Here is a 17,406-nt window from a genome sequence, read left to right on the forward strand (position 1 = left end):
TAATAGGTGCGAAAGTTGAGATTTTAATATTAAAAAACTGCAAATTCGCCAGGCTACAGCAAATTCGCAGTTTTATTTTACCTTATTAATTTAATTATGAAACAGCTGCTTTCTTTCGTAATTTAATCAGCATAGATGGATGCAGTATCGACCTCAGAACCTTTGTGCTCTTCAGAACCTTTATCTGTTTCTGAGTCTGAGTTTTCTCCCTCTTCTTCAGTCTCATGCTCTCCATTATTTTCTTCTTCTTCAGGATTTCCTTCCTCTGATTCCGGCTCTTCACTCTCTACATCTTCAGAATCGGGTTCCTTGTTGTTTGCATTATCATCGTTGCCATTTTCTTCCTCTTCCGGCTGTTTCGGCGGTTGATCCGATTTATCTTTTGAATCTTCTTTCTCTGAATTCTCTTCATTCCTGTCATTTGTGCCGGGCGCCTCAGTTTCAGCTCCAGAATTATTGGAATCAGAAAAGCGGCTATTTTTTTCAGATTGATTCTGATGTACAGAAGCTGTGGAACGTTGCGTATTATTCGATTCTGATTCTCGGCTTTCTGTATTCTCATTATTTTCACCAGCTGCGTTTTCCTTATTTGAAGCGTTACTGCTTTGTTCACTGTCAGCTGGCTCATCATTTGTTATTTGATTAGATGATGCTTCCTCAGAAGCTATATAATCTTCTTCCTGCACCTCTGTTTCTGGATTTGTGTATGTTTCTTCCTCTGTTTCGGTACCTTGAGTCACAGTACGCTCTTCCTGCACTTCTATTTCATTGTCTTCCTGCTGAAGTATGTTGCGATAATCTAAATTAGCTGTTTGATAAATTTGTTCATTGTCTCCTAATAACCGATTATTCCAGGAGGTTGTAAAAATCTCTACGCTTTCTCCAGTTTGTCCAGTTCCGTCTTCTGTACTCACTTCCATTGAATATTCTACAGAGCGGTTATCCTTATAAATCCCCATGCCAATGATGATAATACAACCTGCTAACATAGAAATGTTTACCCATAATAGCTTTTTTTTGCGCATATATCTTCTTCCTTTTTAAATAGTTTCATTCGGATATTTATTATTTCACCCTTTTTATTATCAGACATATCCAACTCATTCAGAGTAATTGTCCATTTTATAACCATTCAACAATACGTTCACTACACTACCATTGTAATCGTCATCGGAGTCCTTTTCAAATACTTTTCGTTTTTTTCAAGCTTCTTCTTTCTATACACAGCCTCTAAGCCAGTGTTGCCGGCTTTTTCATTTTTAAAAAAATCAAGACTTGATTTTTTTTCCTCGCTCTTGTAAAGTTAACGTAATTATAATTTAATAAAATTCCAATTCTTATCCAGAGAGACGGAGGGACTGGCCCGACGATGTCTCAGCAACCAGCTGCTTCTAGCAAGGTGCTAATTCCAGAAGGGAACTCCCCTTTAAAGATAAGATATGTATCATCACGATATCATACCCTTCTTATCTCATCTCTGGAATAAGAAGGGTTTTTTATTGATTTCACATGGGAAAATCATAAGAAAACAGCATATTCGCGAAAGATAAGCGAATTCATGTTTCTGGATTGAGGAGGCTGAAGGAAAATGAGAAAAATAGAAACAGCATTAGTACAGTTAGGTAATAAAACGGACGAACGGACAGGGGCTATAAATCCGCCTATTTACATGTCAACAGCTTATCAGCACCAGGAAATTGGCCATTCCACAGGTTATGATTATACGCGTACCAAGAATCCGACCAGATCTGTTTTAGAGGAAGGTTTCGCAAAGCTGGAAGAAGGAGATGCTGCTTTCGCCTGCAGCTCAGGAATGGCAGCTATTCAATTAGTTCTCTCCTCCCTGTTTCGTATGGGCGATCACCTTATCGCGACAAAAGATATCTACGGAGGAACTTACCGTATTTTTAATCATTTTGAAAAAGCTTATAATATTTCCGTGACCTATGATGTCTGTCAAAATATCACGGAAACAGAACGATGTATTAACGAAAATACAAAGGCTATCTTTTTAGAAACACCGACGAACCCGTTACTTCAGGAGGTGGATATTGAAAAGTATGCGGAGCTGGCTAAAAAGCATAACCTGCTGCTTATTGTTGATAATACATTTTTAACACCTTATCTCCAGCAGCCAATTACGCTTGGTGCGGATATTGTAGTGCATAGTGCGACAAAATATATCGGCGGCCATAATGATGTTTTAGCCGGTCTGGTCGTAACCAAAAGTCCTGACCTTTCCGAAAAATTATTTGAAATGCATAATGCGTCAGGAGCAACATTATCTGCTTCAGACAGCTGGCTGCTTGTCCGCGGGTTAAAAACACTTGCATTGCGTATGCAGCGTCACGAGGAAAACGCACAAAAAATTGCTGCTTACCTGCGAGACCACTCGTCAATTGGACAGGTTTATTATCCAAATAAAGGCGGCATGCTTTCATTTTGTTTAGAAGATGCCGACCAGGTGCGTTCTTTCTTAGCTAACCTCAACTTAATTGTATTTGCCGAAAGTCTGGGCGGTGTAGAAAGCTTTATTACCTATCCTACAACACAAACACATGCCGATATGCCGGAGGAAGAAAGAGATAACAGAGGAATCGGTGATGACCTTCTTCGTTTCTCTGTAGGAATTGAAGATGCGGAGGATTTAATAGCAGATATTGAGCAGGCGCTGCAGGTTGTCAGTAAAATTTAAAACAATACCCCAAAAAAGAGGCAGCTCATTTTAAAGCTGCCTCTTTTTTAGAGTAAAGATGAAATTATATTCTTCCTTACATATTATTTAATTTGCTCAACATTCAACATATGGAAGCATACAGCCATTTCATCGTATGCTTCCATAATTTAAGGTTCATTTAAGGTTCGTTACCCTTTTATTAAACCTAAATCCACTTTCCATTGTAACCATTGCAGCTGTCTCGTTTTACGAGGTAAGAATTGACGAATATCTTCCTCATGGTACCCAACTTGGAATCTTTTTTCATCCACCAAAATTGGACTTTTCAGCAGTCTTGGGTATTTGTGAATTAATTTCAATAAAGTTTGCAGAGACAAATCCTCTACATTCAAATTCAATTCTTTAAAAATTTTAGAACGGGTTGAAAGTATCTCATCCGTGCCTTCCACAGTCATTTGTAAAATATTCTTTAGTTCGTCAATTGTCAATGGTTGATGTAAAATATTTCGTTCCTTATAAGCAATTCCATTTTTGCGAAACCATTGTCTCGCTTTTCTTGTAGATGAGCAAGATACTCCGTAAATATGCACTGTCATATTCATTCTCCTTATTATTTGACATATTCATTACAAGATTCAAAGTGATTATGATGAAATGAAAGTAAAACATTTCTGCTTCTTCATTCCATTTTTTCTATCTTAGTTTCACTTTAGCATGGAAATGTGGTAAAACTATGGTAAGGTCATAAAAAAAACATGAAATGAAGCTTAATTCATCGAAATAAAGCTTGCTGCTATTATTCCTTCGCTCTATAAATATGCTTCCCCGGCTTCACGATTCCACAATACGCCCTTAAACTTCTGTTTAATAACAGCTTAAATCAAATAATGAACCCCCCCAAAAAACAAATGACAAAGGTCAACACCATTCTTCTATCTCCGCCATTATCGCAACCAGTTCATCTTCTAATTCTTTTCCTGTATCCGTATCTAATAAATGATTAAATAAGATGGAAAAGATAAGCCGTTCTCCCTTTCCATTGGTTACATAACCGGAAAGAGTGCTGACACCTTCAATGGTTCCTGTTTTTGCCTGAACATCCAGTCCCTTCATACGTTCACGTAAAGTGCCTCCAATCATTTTATCGGCTTCTCCAGCTGCCGGCAGACTGGCTAAAAATTCAGGGAACCACTTTTCCTGCTGGATTTCGTACAGTAAACGCGTCAGTTCTTCGGCTGGAATAAAGTTAGCTGCTGAAATTCCGGAACCATCCTTTAACTGGATTGTATCCAGATTGATTGAATAGGTAGCCAGAGCTTCTTTCACTGCTGCCAGACCCGATTCCCATGAACCGTCATCATATGTTTTACGCCCTAATTCTTTTGTGAGCATCTCACCAATCCCATTATTGCTAAGCTTCATAAAGGGAATAATAATGCCAGTTAATGGCGGTGACTGTTTATGGTAAATACACGCTGCATCTCCCTGAAGCTTTCCTTTTTTTATCCGGCCTTCTAACGCAATACCTTCCTTTTTTAATATTTGCCGGATTGTGTCTGCGATATAATTTTCAATATGTTTAATAGCCATATATACTTCCTGCTTTCCTTCTTTCCTGCCGATTTTTCCTGATATAAAAAAGTGATTTGCTGAATTATTCCGCCTTACAATCAATGCTTCTTCATCTGCTTCTTCTGTCGTTACAGCATCGTTGGTCACCGTAATTCCTTCCGTATGCGGCAGGATTTCTATCTTTGGGGTTGTATGCAATTTTTCCGGGGTAATGATTAATTTAATAGCATTCGTATCATAATCTGTATCTGGAGCAAGTGTTAAAGCAGATACTTCTGAACCATACCCGTATTGCTGATCAGCCCAAATTAAATCATCAGACCAGCGGATATCATCGTACCAGCTGTCATCAAGAATAAAGTCTCCGGATATATTTTTGATCCCACGCTCTTTTAAAGAAGCCACAAACTGTTTATAATCCTTTTCTTGTAAAGTCGGGTCTCCCTTTCCAACCAAATAAACATTACCATGACAGGTTTCCTCCACTACTTTCCCCCCCAAATGAAGCTCGGTTTGAAATGTATATTCAGGACCTAATTTCCTTAATGCCGCTACTGCTGTAAGTATTTTCAAGTTGGAAGCAGGCTGCAGCCGTGTTGATGCATAATAATTAAACAAGCTTGCACCGCTTGTCCCGGAGCGCACACTTATTCCTGAAACACTTCCTTTGTTGTGACATTTGTTTAATAAAAAGTTATTTAGTTTTTGCATCGATTCCACCTCGGATGATGTATTACGTTCTTAATTTTCTAATTCGATATCTATAGGTTAAAATCCTTTTTTCTAGTCAAATACCCTCTCAAACATAAAATCATTTCATATAGTAAACATACAGGGGGTGTAAAAAATGAGTAATTACAATGAATTTGGCGGAGGTTTTGCTCTACTGGTAGTCCTGTTCATCTTATTGATTATTGTAGGTACTTCTTATTGGGGATTCTAGTGATGCCATGATAAACAAATCTTTTCCTCCTCTTCCCTATAATTAATTAGCTTTACGTACGGCTGGCTAAGAAAATAGATCGTGATTATGAACGCTTGTAAAGATAATGCATCAACCTCTTTACAAGCATTTTTTATATGTAATATAAAAACAAGGCGCATGATGGAAAACTACATCGGCGCCTTGTTCCTCTTATTTTGACGGGTCCTTTTCAGGCTCATCATTATCTTCTTTTATTTCTTTCTTTTTGTCTTCCTCAGACATTATATTATTTGCTGAATTTTTGAATTCCCGTAAGGTCTGTCCGGCTGCTTTCCCGATTTCCGGAAGCTTTTTGGGACCGAAAATAATTAAGGCAATGATAACTATCAATATCAAACCCGGAATACCTATGTTTGCTGGACTCATGGAACAACACCTCCATTCTGATTTCATTATAAATCATTTCGATCTATTTTTTAATGGTTACACCCATAAAATTATAACGATTTGCCTTCTTTTTGTGAAATTTGCAGAATGAGCTGACGCATTAAATATGGAAATTGCTCAAATGCATTGGTAACATGCAGCCTTTCTGTGCGTTTATGTGCATCATGTCCGAACGGACCTACATTTAATACAGGTGCATCCAATTTACGCATCAATGAAAACGGCAATTCATACGAATCCCCCCATACCGGCGTATTTTCCTCGTAAACCTGCAGGCCTGTATCACTGCCTTGATAATGTACATAACTCAAATCACAAATTCCATTTAAAAAATGACTCCGTTTGATATCTAATTGAAATTCGTTTTTCGCTTCTTTTTCAACAAAATCAACACAATATTCTACAAAACCGTTACCGCTGGAATTTACAGCAGGATAATAAGGAGGTGCAAATAAAATCACCATGGCTGGCGCAAGCTCCTGACAATGAATCATTAAGCTGTCCGTAATACGAAGCGATTTTTCCCGGTCATCATAGTCATCATGAAAATGAATATCCTTTTTCACATCTTCAACAAATTCCCTGCCCAGTTTATTCCCTGCATACTCTAATAACTCTTTATAAGTAATTACTTTTACATGACCAATCGGCTGCACTTGATTATCCTTGCATATCTTTTTATACCGTTCATTACATTGTGCGGCAGCAGTCTTGGCAACCTGTTCAAATAAAGCAAAAGCCTCTTCTGCTGTCCGTTCTAAAAGAAAAATATTGTATAAAGCGGAAGAACGGTACGGAGTCTGAGTGGAATACCGCAGCCGCAAATCTGTTTGCTGCAGTGTAACCGGCAGCGGAGCGGTTTCACCGAGTACCGTTTCCTGAAAAATGGGATTCCATTCCATCTCCCTTGTTAAAAATGAAGAGATAAATGGAGATGTCATTCCGCTCAATGGTTCTCCTGCATGGGTTTCCTTCCCGTAGAATAAAGCTCCAGCTAAAACTTTCCCGATTGTCCCGCTGTAAATATAGTGTGTATTGTCCTTTGGGTCATGCCGAAATGTCGGCTCACTATTTAAAAATAACGTATAGGTTAAATCATGCTGTTTTTGTAATTCCGTCAGAACAGGGATAGCATAACGCATGCCTGCTGAATTCACTTCTTCGTCGGGCACAGTTAATAAAAGCAGGTTAATTGGCCATTCCTCTATACTGGCCTGTTCAATCAGACTCATATGCATCACAAGCCCCATCTTCATATCCATTGTGCCGCGCCCGAATAAGAAATCACCTGATTCTATATCTGCACGAATCTCTCTCGAAAATGTATCCTTTTGTTCCAGATATACTTTCGTAAGCTCCTCCGGCTGTGTTGCGAGCGGCTCAAGTGAACCATATTCCTCGGTATTTACCGTATCAAAATGGCTGATCAAACAAATCGTCTGCGTAGCTTCCGGATGTTTATATAAAGCAGTTAAAAGCTTCCGGCGCTGGTCTGCCTCATGCAGTTTTAAGTAAGCAGGATGGTCATGAAAATAAGTTAAATCCTGAAGCTTTGCATATAGCTTTCTGGGAAATTGCTTTTCTCCTTCTGAAAGACTGATACTCTTCCAGCTCACAAGCTCATTTAAGAGCTGACGTAATTCATCCGCACTGTTCCATTGAAATGCCTCCACGAAAACCCCCGCCTTTCTATTAACCTTCCTTTCTATTATATCAGCAATTGAACACGTTTACATTATTAGCAGTTATTCTCTTTCCAAATAATTTTCCATAGCCAGCTAGATAACAGTTCAGTCTTAGCCGCAAAATATGATATGATTTATAGTATAGAAAATTCATCAGGAGGTTATGTATGGGGAAAAGAATTACACTGTTTCTTTTAACAAATATTTTGGTTATGACGACAATCGTCATTGTCTGGTCCATCCTTACAAGTATATTTGATATTGGACCAAGCTATCGTTCAGATGGCGGAATTGATTATGTTTCTCTCATGATATTCAGTATTGTTGTAGGTTTTACCGGTTCATTTATTTCTTTAGCAATGTCCCGTTGGATGGCTAAGACCATGATGAAGGTGAAAATAGTTGATCCGAATAATATTACTACACAGCAAGAGCGTGACGTTTATGAAAAAGTAGAACGGTTGTCCCGTGCTGCCGGACTTTCACACACACCAGAGGTTGGTATTTACCCGTCACATGAAGTAAATGCTTTTGCAACAGGTCCAAGTAAAAAACGCTCTTTAGTTGCTGTTTCTCAAGGGCTGCTGGACAGTATGGATGATGATGCCGTAGAAGGAGTCATTGCACATGAGGTGGCTCACGTTGCAAATGGCGATATGGTGACAATGACTTTATTACAGGGAATCGTCAATACATTCGTCGTCTTCTTATCCCGGATCGCTGCAATGATCGTTTCCAGATTTGTGCGTTCCGAGCTGCAATGGATTGTTCAATTTGCTGCAATCATTATTTTCCAAATCTTATTTTCTATTTTAGGAAGCTTTGTCGTCAGTGCTTATTCCAGACATCGGGAATATCACGCAGACCGGGGCGGTGCAGATTTAGCAGGCCGTGATAAGATGACACATGCGCTACAATCGTTAAAAGCTTATATCAATCGTGCAGAAGCAGACGATCACACAAATGATACAGCAATTCAAACCATGAAAATCAGCAATAAATCCAGTATCCTTAATGCTTTATCTTCTCACCCGCCGCTGGATGAACGAATTGCTAGATTACAACAGCGCTAAGAAAATAAAACTTCCTTCTGCGGAGCGTTTTCGTACTCCTCCGCAAAAGGAAGTTTTTTTATAGCTAATTAGGAAAGAAACTTCACACAAACCACTTCTGGAACATCGATTACCTGATCTGTCTGCGTTAATTTCCCTGTTTCTGCATCTCTTTTATACAATACTACATTTCCGCTATGCTGGTTAGAAGCAAGAAGGAAGTTTTCAGTCGGATCCAATACAAAATCTCTTGGCCATTCACCACCGGATGGTGTGAATTCAAGAAATGTCAGCTCCCCGCTATTTTCATCTACTTTGAATGAAGCAATACTGTTATGCCCACGGTTTCCTGTATAAAGGAATTTTCCATCTGAAGTGATATGAATCGCACTCGCATCATTTGTTTCTTCAAAGTCAGCAGGTTTCGCAAGAATCGTCTGTTTCTCCGTAAATTCGCCTGTCTCCTGATTGTAATCTAAAACAATCACCTCTGTAGAAAGCTCTGTAATTAAATAAGCAATTGGTTTATTCGGATGGAACGTAATATGTCTTGGTCCGCTTCCCGGCTTTGCATGAAAAGTACTCACTTCCTGTAATGAGGAATCTTCCACCTTGTACGTCACTAAACGATCTGTTCCTAAATCTGCAACAACGATAAATTTCTTATCTGGAGTAAATCCAGTGAAATGAACATGCGGTTTTTCCTGTCTTTCATGCGGTCCGTTTCCTTCATGCTTGGTAAATTGCCCTTGCTCTACTTCTCCATCGTCAGTTGTAAAATGAAGACCAATATCGCCCTTATGGTAATTTCCTGTTACAACCAGGTTTTCTGCTGCCTCTACATGACATGGAGGGTTCCCTTCTACCAATTGACCATTTAACGGAGTTAGTTCACCGCTCGTTTTATCAACACGGAAAGCATTTACCCCTCCCATATCATCTTCCTGCGCAACAGCATATAAATAATTCTGATTTTCATTAAAATTAAGATATGTTGGATTTCCAAGCTCTGCTGCTACCTCTGAAGCAGACAGCTGTCCTTTTTCTGCATCCAGGGTGAATCGATATACTCCCTGGCTTGTCTTTCTTGTGTAGGTTCCTGCGTAACCAAAGTATTTGCTCATTTGAATGCATCCTTCCTTCAAAAACTATTCTTTCATTTGTTCATTGTATCATTTTCGACAAAAAGGTTACATACATAAGCATTTTAAAAATTCAATTTGCTGCTAAAACGGTTATCCTCCAGCCTGCGCTTGCTCACCCCATCGAAAACATTTGTACGTCGGAAAGCCAAACGGTCCGCCACAGCCGTGCTTTACACTTCATCTTCTATTCTTTGTCAAGGGGGTTAGCGAAGGAACGATCAACTCCTGTTTCTGTGGAAATGAAATTACTTTTTAGTGTGCGAAAATTGAGTAATAAGAAAAGAGACGGAGTTACACACCCCGGCCCTATTTCTTATTTATTCTTATGCTCTTGAAGCCTGCTCATGGTTTCATTAAATTCCGCTTCAATTTCTTTGTTAGGCTTATACGTTTTAAGGCTGACTAAAATAATGACTGCTGTACTCAGGATAAACCCGGGTACTATTTCGTATAAATATCCGGACAATGGAGAGTAGCCCCATGCAAATACAACGACTGCACCGACAATCATCCCCCAAAGCGCCCCAGATCCTGTTGTTTTCCTCCAAAATAGAGACAGCAGCACGACCGGTCCAAAAGAAGCGCCAAAGCCTGCCCAGGCAAAGGAAACAAGCCCTAAGATGGTGTCGTTTTGCTGCCAGGCAAATATCATAGCAATAAGTGAAACAGCTAAAACAGCCAGTCTACCCAAATTCACATAGGTTTTATCCTTTGCATCTGCATGAAACACAGCCTTGAAAATATCCTCCACCAGCGCAGAAGAAGTTACCAGCAGCTGGGAAGACACCGTACTCATAATTGCGGCAAGTACTGCCGCCAGCAGAAGGCCGGCTATGAATGGATGAAATAATAATTGCCCTAAAACAATAAATACAGCCTCCGGATCGGCAAGTGTCAATTCTGGATTGGCTTGAAAGAATGCAAATCCGGATATCGCTGTTGCGGCAGCACCGACTAATGAAATGACCATCCAGCTGATGCCGATACGGCGGGCAGAGGTGGTTTCTTTTACCGACTTGATTGCCATAAAACGAACGATAATATGCGGCTGTCCAAAATAACCCAATCCCCATGCTAAGGATGAAATTACCCCCGTTGCTGATGCAGCCGCAAAAAAGCTTAATATATCGGGATTGACGTCTTGGACGATGGTTACTGTTTCGCCAACTCCTCCAAGCGAAACGATGGTCAATGCCGGTACCAGAATCAGCGCCAGAAACATCATCGTTCCCTGCACTACATCGGTAAAACTGACTGCAAGAAAACCGCCGACAAGCGTGTAAATTATTGTTACCGCTGCTACAGTCATTAAGCCAGTATGATAGTTTACATCAAAAGCGCTCTGAAAAAATACGCCTCCTGCAACCATCCCTGAAGAGACATAAAACGTAAAATAAAGCAATATAACAATACCGGATGCGATGCGTAATACCTTCGTATTGTTTTTAAAGCGGCTGTCTAAGTAACTCGGAATCGTAATGGAGTTATTTGATACCTCGGTATAGGTCCGCAGTCTCGGAGCAATAATCAGCCAGTTTACCCAAGCCCCGGCTGCCAGACCGATGGCCATCCATCCCTCGGCCAGACCAAATACATAAATTGCGCCGGGAAGTCCCATTAACAGCCATTGCGACATATCGGAAGCACCGGCACTCAGTGCAGATGTAACAGGCCCCAGACTTCTTCCGCCCAGCATATAGTCATCTAAATTTGATGTCTTACGATAAGAATATAAACCAATAGCAATCATCACTAAAAAGTACAAGACAATCGCCATAACTTGATAGGTTGTTTCTGACATCCTTCCCTCTCCCTTTGTAAGTAATAAAACGAAACTTCATTCAGTGGGAATTTTGGTTCTTCTCCCACTGAATTAGCCTAAGTAATTCAGGGAGTTAGCTCACCTGATCTCTCGCCTAAATAAATTTGTGTTTACTCTTTATTTGGAGGCGGGAGTTTTACGGACGCTTCTCCGTGATAAAATTTATAATAACAAGTGTAAAACTTGTAATTTGTATTTTGATCATCATCCTATCTCTAGCGACAGGCGTTGAAAAAGACGGTATTAGAAACAACCCTTTTTAAGTTATCAGTTATTCTGCTCCTTCTTCCTCCGTCTCCCCAAAAAAAGCAACAATGTTAACGCTGCAGTTCCAATAATAATCGGCTGCTTTTTCAGCTTATCCTCCTCAGTATAAAAAACATCTTTCATAAGAAGATTCAGGTTCTGCGGTCTCTCTGCCAAACGGCGCATAAAATATCCGAACCAATCCTCTCCAAAGGGGATGTATGTGCAGAATCGAAATCCCTCTTTTACTAGTTGATGCTGCATATCGACTCGAAAACCATAAAGCATTTGAAATTCAAAACGATCTTTTGAAATATGATGTTCCTCGATAAACTCCTTTAATTCCTGAATGATACGATGATCATGCGTTGCGATAGATGTAAAAGCTTTTCCAAGCAACCTTTTCTTTGCTATCATCAGGAAATTCTTATCAATGTCCTCTTTAGAGGAATACGCAACTGTACTGTCTTCCTTATAGGCGCCCTTTACGATGCGCAGACGCACATCTTCAAGACCGCTTAAATCCTTCTCTGCATCAAGCAAGTATGTCTGTATAACAGTACCGACATTGGTATAGCTTTTTCGAAGACTTTTCAGAATCTCCAGGGTTTTCTCATAGTGGATATACTTCTCCATATCTATGTTCACAAAAATGTCACATGCATGAGCCACGTCTAGAATCTGCTCCACATTTTCAATACAAAAAGATTCTTCAATATCCAGCCCCAGCTGCGTCAGTTTGATAGAAATATGGCAATCCAAATGCTCTTCCTTGATTTGGCGGAGCATCGCTATGATTTTCTCTTTTGCATGCACCGCTTCATTTCTATCTGTTACAAACTCTCCGAGGTGGTCCATTGTACAAGATATCTGTTTTTGATTCAACTCTCTTATCACAGGAACAATGGCATCGAAAACGGTTCCGGCTACGAAACGTTCTGCTCCAAACCGCGTTCCAAATTTTCTCGCGCTTTTATTTAAAAAGTCATTATTGGAAAGTCCTATAAAAAAATTTCTAGCTAAATTAGCCATAACCCAATATCCCCCCATCTTCAAAACAAGCTCTTCATTTTAAATGCTTCCTGTGAACAGAAAAAACGATTTCTGCTTCTGTTCACAGGCAAGCTGCTATCTATTAAAATTGTTCTGACACAATTTTAGCCTCTAAGAAATGCTGCAGGTAATCCGGACCTCCTGCCTTTGAATCAGTTCCTGACATTTTAAACCCGCCAAACGGCTGGTAACCGACAATTGCTGCTGTACAGCCGCGGTTAAAATACAGGTTGCCGACATGGAAATCCTCCCGGGCACGTTCTAAATGAGCGCGATTTGTAGAAATAACCGCTCCTGTTAACCCATATTCCGTATTGTTTGCAATCTCTAACAGCTCATCAAAGTCTTTTGCCTTTGCAAACGCAACGACAGGTCCAAAGATTTCCTCTTGCATGATACGTGCTTTAGGGTTCAGATCCTTGAAAATAGTTGGATAGATAAAGAAGCCTTTAGAGTCATCTGTTTCTCCACCGAAAACAAGCTCTCCTTCTTCCTTGCCAATTTCAATATAGTTTTTGATTTTATCAAATTGTGTCTGGTTAATGACCGAAGCCATATACACATTTTCTTCGGATGGATTGCCGACAGTTAATGTTTTGGCAATTTCAACTGATTTCCTGATAACTTCATCGTAGACATCCTCATGGATGATTGCACGGGAGCATGCAGAGCATTTTTGCCCGGAGAATCCGAATGCAGAATGAACAATTGACTCAGCAGCCAAATCTAAATCAGCTGTTTCATCAACAATAATTGTGTCCTTCCCGCCCATTTCTGCAACAACCCGCTTCAGATGCTGCTGTCCATCTTGTATTTTAGCTGCACGTTCAAAAATACGGACACCAGTCGCTCGTGAACCGGTAAAGTTAATAAAATGTGTATCTTTGTGGTCTACCAGATAATCGCCAATTTCCTTTGGATCACCCGGCACAAAATTTAATACGCCCTTAGGCAGACCAGCTTCTTCTAATACTTCTACAAGCTTATATGCAATCACTGGTGTATTTTCAGAAGGCTTCAATAAGACCGGATTTCCAGCAACAATCGGAGCAGCAACCGTTCCGCACACAATAGCAAATGCAAAATTCCATGGTGGGATAACAACGCCGGGACCCATTGCTTTATAAAAATATTTATTATTTTCCGTAATACGGTCTTCTACATGTTTTCCCTGATCAAGCTCCAGCATCTGGCGCCCATAATATTCTAAAAAGTCAATGCCCTCTGCAATATCGCCATCCGCCTGATCCCAAGGCTTGCCGGCATCCTGAATCAGCCAAGCAGAAAATTTATGCTTACGGCGGCGGACAATAGCGGCCGCACGGAATAAAACATGCGCACGGTCTTCCACAGGTACTTTTCTCCAGGTTTCATAAGCTTCTACTGCTGCCTGAAAAGCCTGTTCAACATGGTCCTTTGTTGCTTTTGATACGTTTCCAACCACTTCTTCCTTATTAGCTGAGTTAATGGATACCAGTTTATCCTCTGTGTAAACTTTTTCTCCGTTGATAACCAGCGGATAATCTTTACCCAGCTCCGCGCGAACAGAACGTAATGCTCCCTCCAGCTCTTTTCTATTCTCTTCTTTCTTAAAATTTGTAAATGGTTCATGTGTAAATGGCTGCACCATGTAACATACCTCCTAGTAGATAATTTAATTCTGTTTTCCTATCAATCTATATGCAAAAAACATGCCAGTATTATCATTATTAATAAAAACACCTGATAAAAGCTTGCGAATAATGGAAGCGATTTCATTATTTTATGATTTTCTATTGCCTTTTATTGCAAATCACCTTTACAATAGTGTAAAGGAAAATTACACATATTGTATAGACGGTTTACAGATTACTTTACACTTACGAGGTGAGTTTATGAATGAACTTTTTTTCTTTGAGGAATTATTACAATCTGAAGATGACGCCATTACCATTGTAAACACGGAACAAAAAGTAATCTATTGGAACCATGCTGCCGAACAAACCTATCAAATCGATAAAGAACAAATTATCAATCAGCCTATCACAAACTTTTTTTCGCATGATGACCTGATGGTGATGAAGGTTTTAAACACAAAAGAGCCTGTTAAAAATGCTTATCACAGACCAAGGAAAGATAAGCATGTTGTGGTCAATTCCTCCCCTGTCTTTAATCAGGAAAATACTTTAATCGGTGTGATTTCGATTGAACGGGATATTACCCACATCGTGAAGCTGAACGATAATTTAGAAAGCACCTCCCAAGAGCTGCAGGAGCTAAAGCAAAAAATGACTCCCGCCTCTTCCAGCTCTCCCTTTGCTAAATTAAAAGGAGACAGTCAGGCACTCCACCAAATGATCCGGCTCGCCAGTAAAACTGCCGGAACCGATGCAACCACCTTGATTCTTGGAGAAAGCGGTACAGGGAAAGAGGTATGTGCCCGGGCGATTCATGATGCCAGCAAAAGAAAGAATGCCCCTTTTATTCCTGTCAATTGCGGCGCCATCCCGCAGGCGTTGTTTGAAAGTGAGTTATTTGGCTATGAGAGCGGCTCCTTTACCGGTGCAGAAAAAGGAGGGAAAGCAGGGAAAATCGAAATGGCTGATGGCGGCACAGTCTTTTTAGATGAAGTAGGTGAGCTTCCCTTAGATATGCAGGTAAAGCTTTTGCGTGTTCTGCAGGAAAACCGTATTTACCGTATCGGCGACTCAGGCGGAAAACAAATTGATGTCCGCTTTGTAGCTGCAACAAATCAGGATTTAGAAAAGCTGATGCAAGAGAATAAATTCAGATCGGATCTATTTTACCGATTAAATGTTATTCAATTGACCATGCCTCCTCTGCGTGATAGAAAAAAAGATATCAGCATTCTGGCAAAAACATTTTTAAAGCAATTTGCTGCGAAGTATCAGACTTCTATTCCAGAGATACCTGACGAAACAATGGAAGCCCTGCAGCAATATCATTGGCCTGGGAATATAAGAGAAATCAGAAACCTGATGGAAAGAATCATTATCCTGCATGAGGGAACAACCTTAACCAGACAGGATGTATTAAGCTTTCTCCCGGTCTCCTTTTCAAATCCTCCCTTGCCACATACGGAAACACTGCCGCTGGAGAAGGAAAATTTGGAGAAAATATCAATTGAACAAGCATTGGAATTATGTAACGGCAATAAATCAAAGGCAGCTAAACAGCTTGGTGTATCTCGTGTTACCTTATATCAAAAAATTAAAAAATACCATCTCGACATTTGATATACCTTCTTTTTCATTAACGTTTAAAACTGTTTCCAGATCTGAAAATATCCGCAGACAGATGTCGTTTTTGATGAAATCAAAGACAGTTAAATAAAAAGAGAGTTTTTTTCTCTCTTTATTTAATTGGTTAAAAAGCAAAACATTACTTAATCAACAAGTCAAGCTTTAGAAAAATGCATGTTAGCCTTATAGCTACCGTGCTTGCAAAAAACGGTTCCCCTCCTCGCTGTGAAATAAGGAGACTATCTTTGTAAGAGTGCACCGCACTCTTCTTTAGAACAACATCATATTTTTACTAAATATATCGAAAAATCAAATATTAATGCATATTTCCGAGGAATACACTCGTGCACTGCTAATTAAACAGAAACCTTCCTCTACAACCAGCTAGATAATGGCCTGTATTGATATATTTTAAAGGAAAAGGAAAATAATGATGCCCGATTATTCAGTAAAATCACTAAACTACTATTTTATGAGTAAGACTCTCAGACCATTTTTTAAAAAAATGAGAAAGAAAAACCACTAGTTTTGTCGAAAGCATTTCATTTTTTTTCTCTTTTTGCGATAATTCTTTTGGTACTTTAATAATAAGCTTTTATTACATTATTCATCGCAGCCAAATATTACTAAGAAAGGTGCATCGTAAAGGATATGAAAGAAGAAGTAAAGATTGATGAGTACAACAGGGAGGCCATTGTACTATCAATTGTTCAAAAAAGAAGTGAAATGTTACAACAAGCACAAAAGAATGGCTTGGGAGCCAAAGAAACCGTTAACTGCAGCCAAGAATTAGATGAGTTAATGAATCAGCTAGTTCTTTTAGATACTTAACATAAAAACGTACAAACAAAACCAATACACTATTAAATAGGGAAAGAGGCTCTTTTCATAAAAGAGCCTCTGTTTTATTATAATAATATAAAACGCATCGTTTTCTCCAAAAAATTGAAACCAAACTGTAACAATAAACGTACATATAAGTAAGACAAGGAAAAAGGGAGGGTACATATTGACTTTATTTGGTTACGCTATACAAGATTTATATTTATGGATACTGATTATAGCAGCAATTTTAACCGTTGTTGTTTTATTATTTGGAGATTTATTGGATGGCATTTTTGAATCCATCCCTTTCCTGCATCCGGTGCTCGTTCTTTCCTTTTTCATTTTTTTATCTGCCATGGGATATATTCTCGAATGGTTCATGGACTGGTCAAGTCTAGTCATTCTAATTATTGCTTCTATATCAAGTATCATTTTTGTAACTCTCCTGCATTTATTTGTTCTTGTTCCAATCCGATCAGCTGAACAATCATGGGGATATTCAGAAGATGCTCTCATTGGCAGTGTAGGGACTGCGATTGTATCTATTCCGATAGATGGTTATGGAGAAGTAATGGTGCAATGGAAAAGCGGAGTTATCTCAAAACCGGCTGTCAGCTATGATAATGAAGCAATCTCTCAGGATGAGCGTGTTTTAATTATCGAAATTAAAGATGGTGTTTTCTATGTCAGCCCCTATCAATCGTTGGATTAGCTA

At 39.4% G+C, this 17,406-nt stretch carries 15 protein-coding genes and 1 riboswitch; of the genes, 6 read left to right on the forward strand and 9 right to left on the reverse strand.

Translation table 11 applies throughout. The annotated features are described in order from the left end of the window. Positions 1 to 122: 122 nt before the first annotated feature. A complete protein-coding gene (locus MKY45_RS13615) occupies positions 123 to 1,025 on the reverse strand; it encodes a hypothetical protein (RefSeq protein ID WP_193064825.1) in 903 nt (300 codons plus the stop codon). Positions 1,026 to 1,334: 309 nt separating this feature from the next. After that, a riboswitch (SAM riboswitch) is annotated at positions 1,335 to 1,439 on the forward strand. A gap of 149 nt (positions 1,440 to 1,588) precedes the next feature. On the opposite strand from MKY45_RS13615, the gene MKY45_RS13620 reads away from it, so the two are divergent. Further along, a complete protein-coding gene (locus MKY45_RS13620; RefSeq protein WP_341173018.1) occupies positions 1,589 to 2,695 on the forward strand; it encodes a methionine biosynthesis PLP-dependent protein in 1,107 nt (368 codons plus the stop codon). A gap of 170 nt (positions 2,696 to 2,865) precedes the next feature. Here the strand turns inward: MKY45_RS13620 and spx are convergent, their stop codons facing one another. Together spx and dacB are read right to left on the reverse strand one after the other, a co-directional pair. Further along, positions 2,866 to 3,273, reverse strand: coding sequence for a transcriptional regulator Spx (gene spx / locus MKY45_RS13625; RefSeq protein WP_042534537.1), 408 nt, complete (start codon positions 3,271 to 3,273; stop codon positions 2,866 to 2,868). A gap of 322 nt (positions 3,274 to 3,595) precedes the next feature. Beyond that, positions 3,596 to 4,960 carry a D-alanyl-D-alanine carboxypeptidase/D-alanyl-D-alanine endopeptidase gene (dacB, locus tag MKY45_RS13630; protein ID WP_289584826.1) on the reverse strand — a complete coding sequence of 455 codons (1,365 nt, stop codon included), beginning with the start codon at positions 4,958 to 4,960 and terminating at the stop codon, positions 3,596 to 3,598. Positions 4,961 to 5,096: 136 nt separating this feature from the next. On the opposite strand from dacB, the gene MKY45_RS13635 reads away from it, so the two are divergent. After that, complete coding sequence (locus MKY45_RS13635) at positions 5,097 to 5,192, forward strand: YjcZ family sporulation protein (protein ID WP_084612984.1); 96 nt, start codon at positions 5,097 to 5,099, stop codon at positions 5,190 to 5,192. A 192-nt stretch (positions 5,193 to 5,384) separates the two neighbouring features. Here MKY45_RS13635 and tatA read toward each other — a convergent pair whose 3' ends face one another. Both tatA and MKY45_RS13645 read right to left on the reverse strand, forming a co-directional pair. Continuing rightward, positions 5,385 to 5,600, reverse strand: a complete 216-nt coding sequence (gene tatA, locus MKY45_RS13640) for a twin-arginine translocase TatA/TatE family subunit (protein ID WP_042534539.1) — start codon at positions 5,598 to 5,600, stop codon at positions 5,385 to 5,387. 71 nt (positions 5,601 to 5,671) lie between these two features. Further along, the gene (locus tag MKY45_RS13645; protein ID WP_193064827.1) at positions 5,672 to 7,294 is read right to left on the reverse strand and encodes a M20/M25/M40 family metallo-hydrolase; all 1,623 of its coding nucleotides are present in this window, start codon (positions 7,292 to 7,294) and stop codon (positions 5,672 to 5,674) included. A gap of 179 nt (positions 7,295 to 7,473) precedes the next feature. On the opposite strand from MKY45_RS13645, the gene htpX reads away from it, so the two are divergent. Beyond that, entirely contained in the window at positions 7,474 to 8,379 is a 906-nt protein-coding gene (htpX, locus tag MKY45_RS13650; RefSeq protein ID WP_042534543.1) for a protease HtpX, read from the forward strand. A gap of 68 nt (positions 8,380 to 8,447) precedes the next feature. On the opposite strand, the gene MKY45_RS13655 is transcribed toward htpX, so the two are convergent. From MKY45_RS13655 to pruA, 4 genes are all read right to left on the reverse strand, one after another. Then, a complete protein-coding gene (locus MKY45_RS13655) occupies positions 8,448 to 9,482 on the reverse strand; it encodes a lactonase family protein (protein ID WP_042534545.1) in 1,035 nt (344 codons plus the stop codon). A 334-nt stretch (positions 9,483 to 9,816) separates the two neighbouring features. After that, positions 9,817 to 11,304 (reverse strand): sodium/proline symporter PutP, encoded by a 1,488-nt coding sequence (gene putP / locus MKY45_RS13660; RefSeq protein ID WP_341173019.1) that lies wholly within the window; start codon positions 11,302 to 11,304, stop codon positions 9,817 to 9,819. Positions 11,305 to 11,592: 288 nt separating this feature from the next. Beyond that, on the reverse strand, positions 11,593 to 12,603 hold the full coding sequence (locus tag MKY45_RS13665) for a proline dehydrogenase family protein (protein WP_042534548.1): 1,011 nt from the start codon (positions 12,601 to 12,603) through the stop codon (positions 11,593 to 11,595). A gap of 103 nt (positions 12,604 to 12,706) precedes the next feature. After that, the gene (gene pruA / locus MKY45_RS13670) at positions 12,707 to 14,254 is read right to left on the reverse strand and encodes an L-glutamate gamma-semialdehyde dehydrogenase (protein ID WP_042534550.1); all 1,548 of its coding nucleotides are present in this window, start codon (positions 14,252 to 14,254) and stop codon (positions 12,707 to 12,709) included. Positions 14,255 to 14,498: 244 nt separating this feature from the next. On the opposite strand from pruA, the gene MKY45_RS13675 reads away from it, so the two are divergent. The 3 genes from MKY45_RS13675 (at position 14,499) to MKY45_RS13685 (ending at position 17,403) form a co-directional block, all read left to right on the forward strand. Further along, on the forward strand, positions 14,499 to 15,860 hold the full coding sequence (locus tag MKY45_RS13675) for a sigma-54 interaction domain-containing protein (protein ID WP_193064830.1): 1,362 nt from the start codon (positions 14,499 to 14,501) through the stop codon (positions 15,858 to 15,860). A 657-nt stretch (positions 15,861 to 16,517) separates the two neighbouring features. Beyond that, entirely contained in the window at positions 16,518 to 16,697 is a 180-nt protein-coding gene (locus MKY45_RS13680) for an aspartyl-phosphate phosphatase Spo0E family protein (RefSeq protein WP_042534554.1), read from the forward strand. A 178-nt stretch (positions 16,698 to 16,875) separates the two neighbouring features. Next, positions 16,876 to 17,403, forward strand: coding sequence for an NfeD family protein (locus MKY45_RS13685; protein WP_042534555.1), 528 nt, complete (start codon positions 16,876 to 16,878; stop codon positions 17,401 to 17,403). The last annotated feature ends 3 nt before the right edge of the window (positions 17,404 to 17,406 follow it).

It is taken from the genome of Oceanobacillus sp. FSL K6-0251, from assembly GCF_038004725.1.
Lineage (GTDB): Bacteria > Bacillota > Bacilli > Bacillales > Amphibacillaceae > Oceanobacillus > Oceanobacillus oncorhynchi.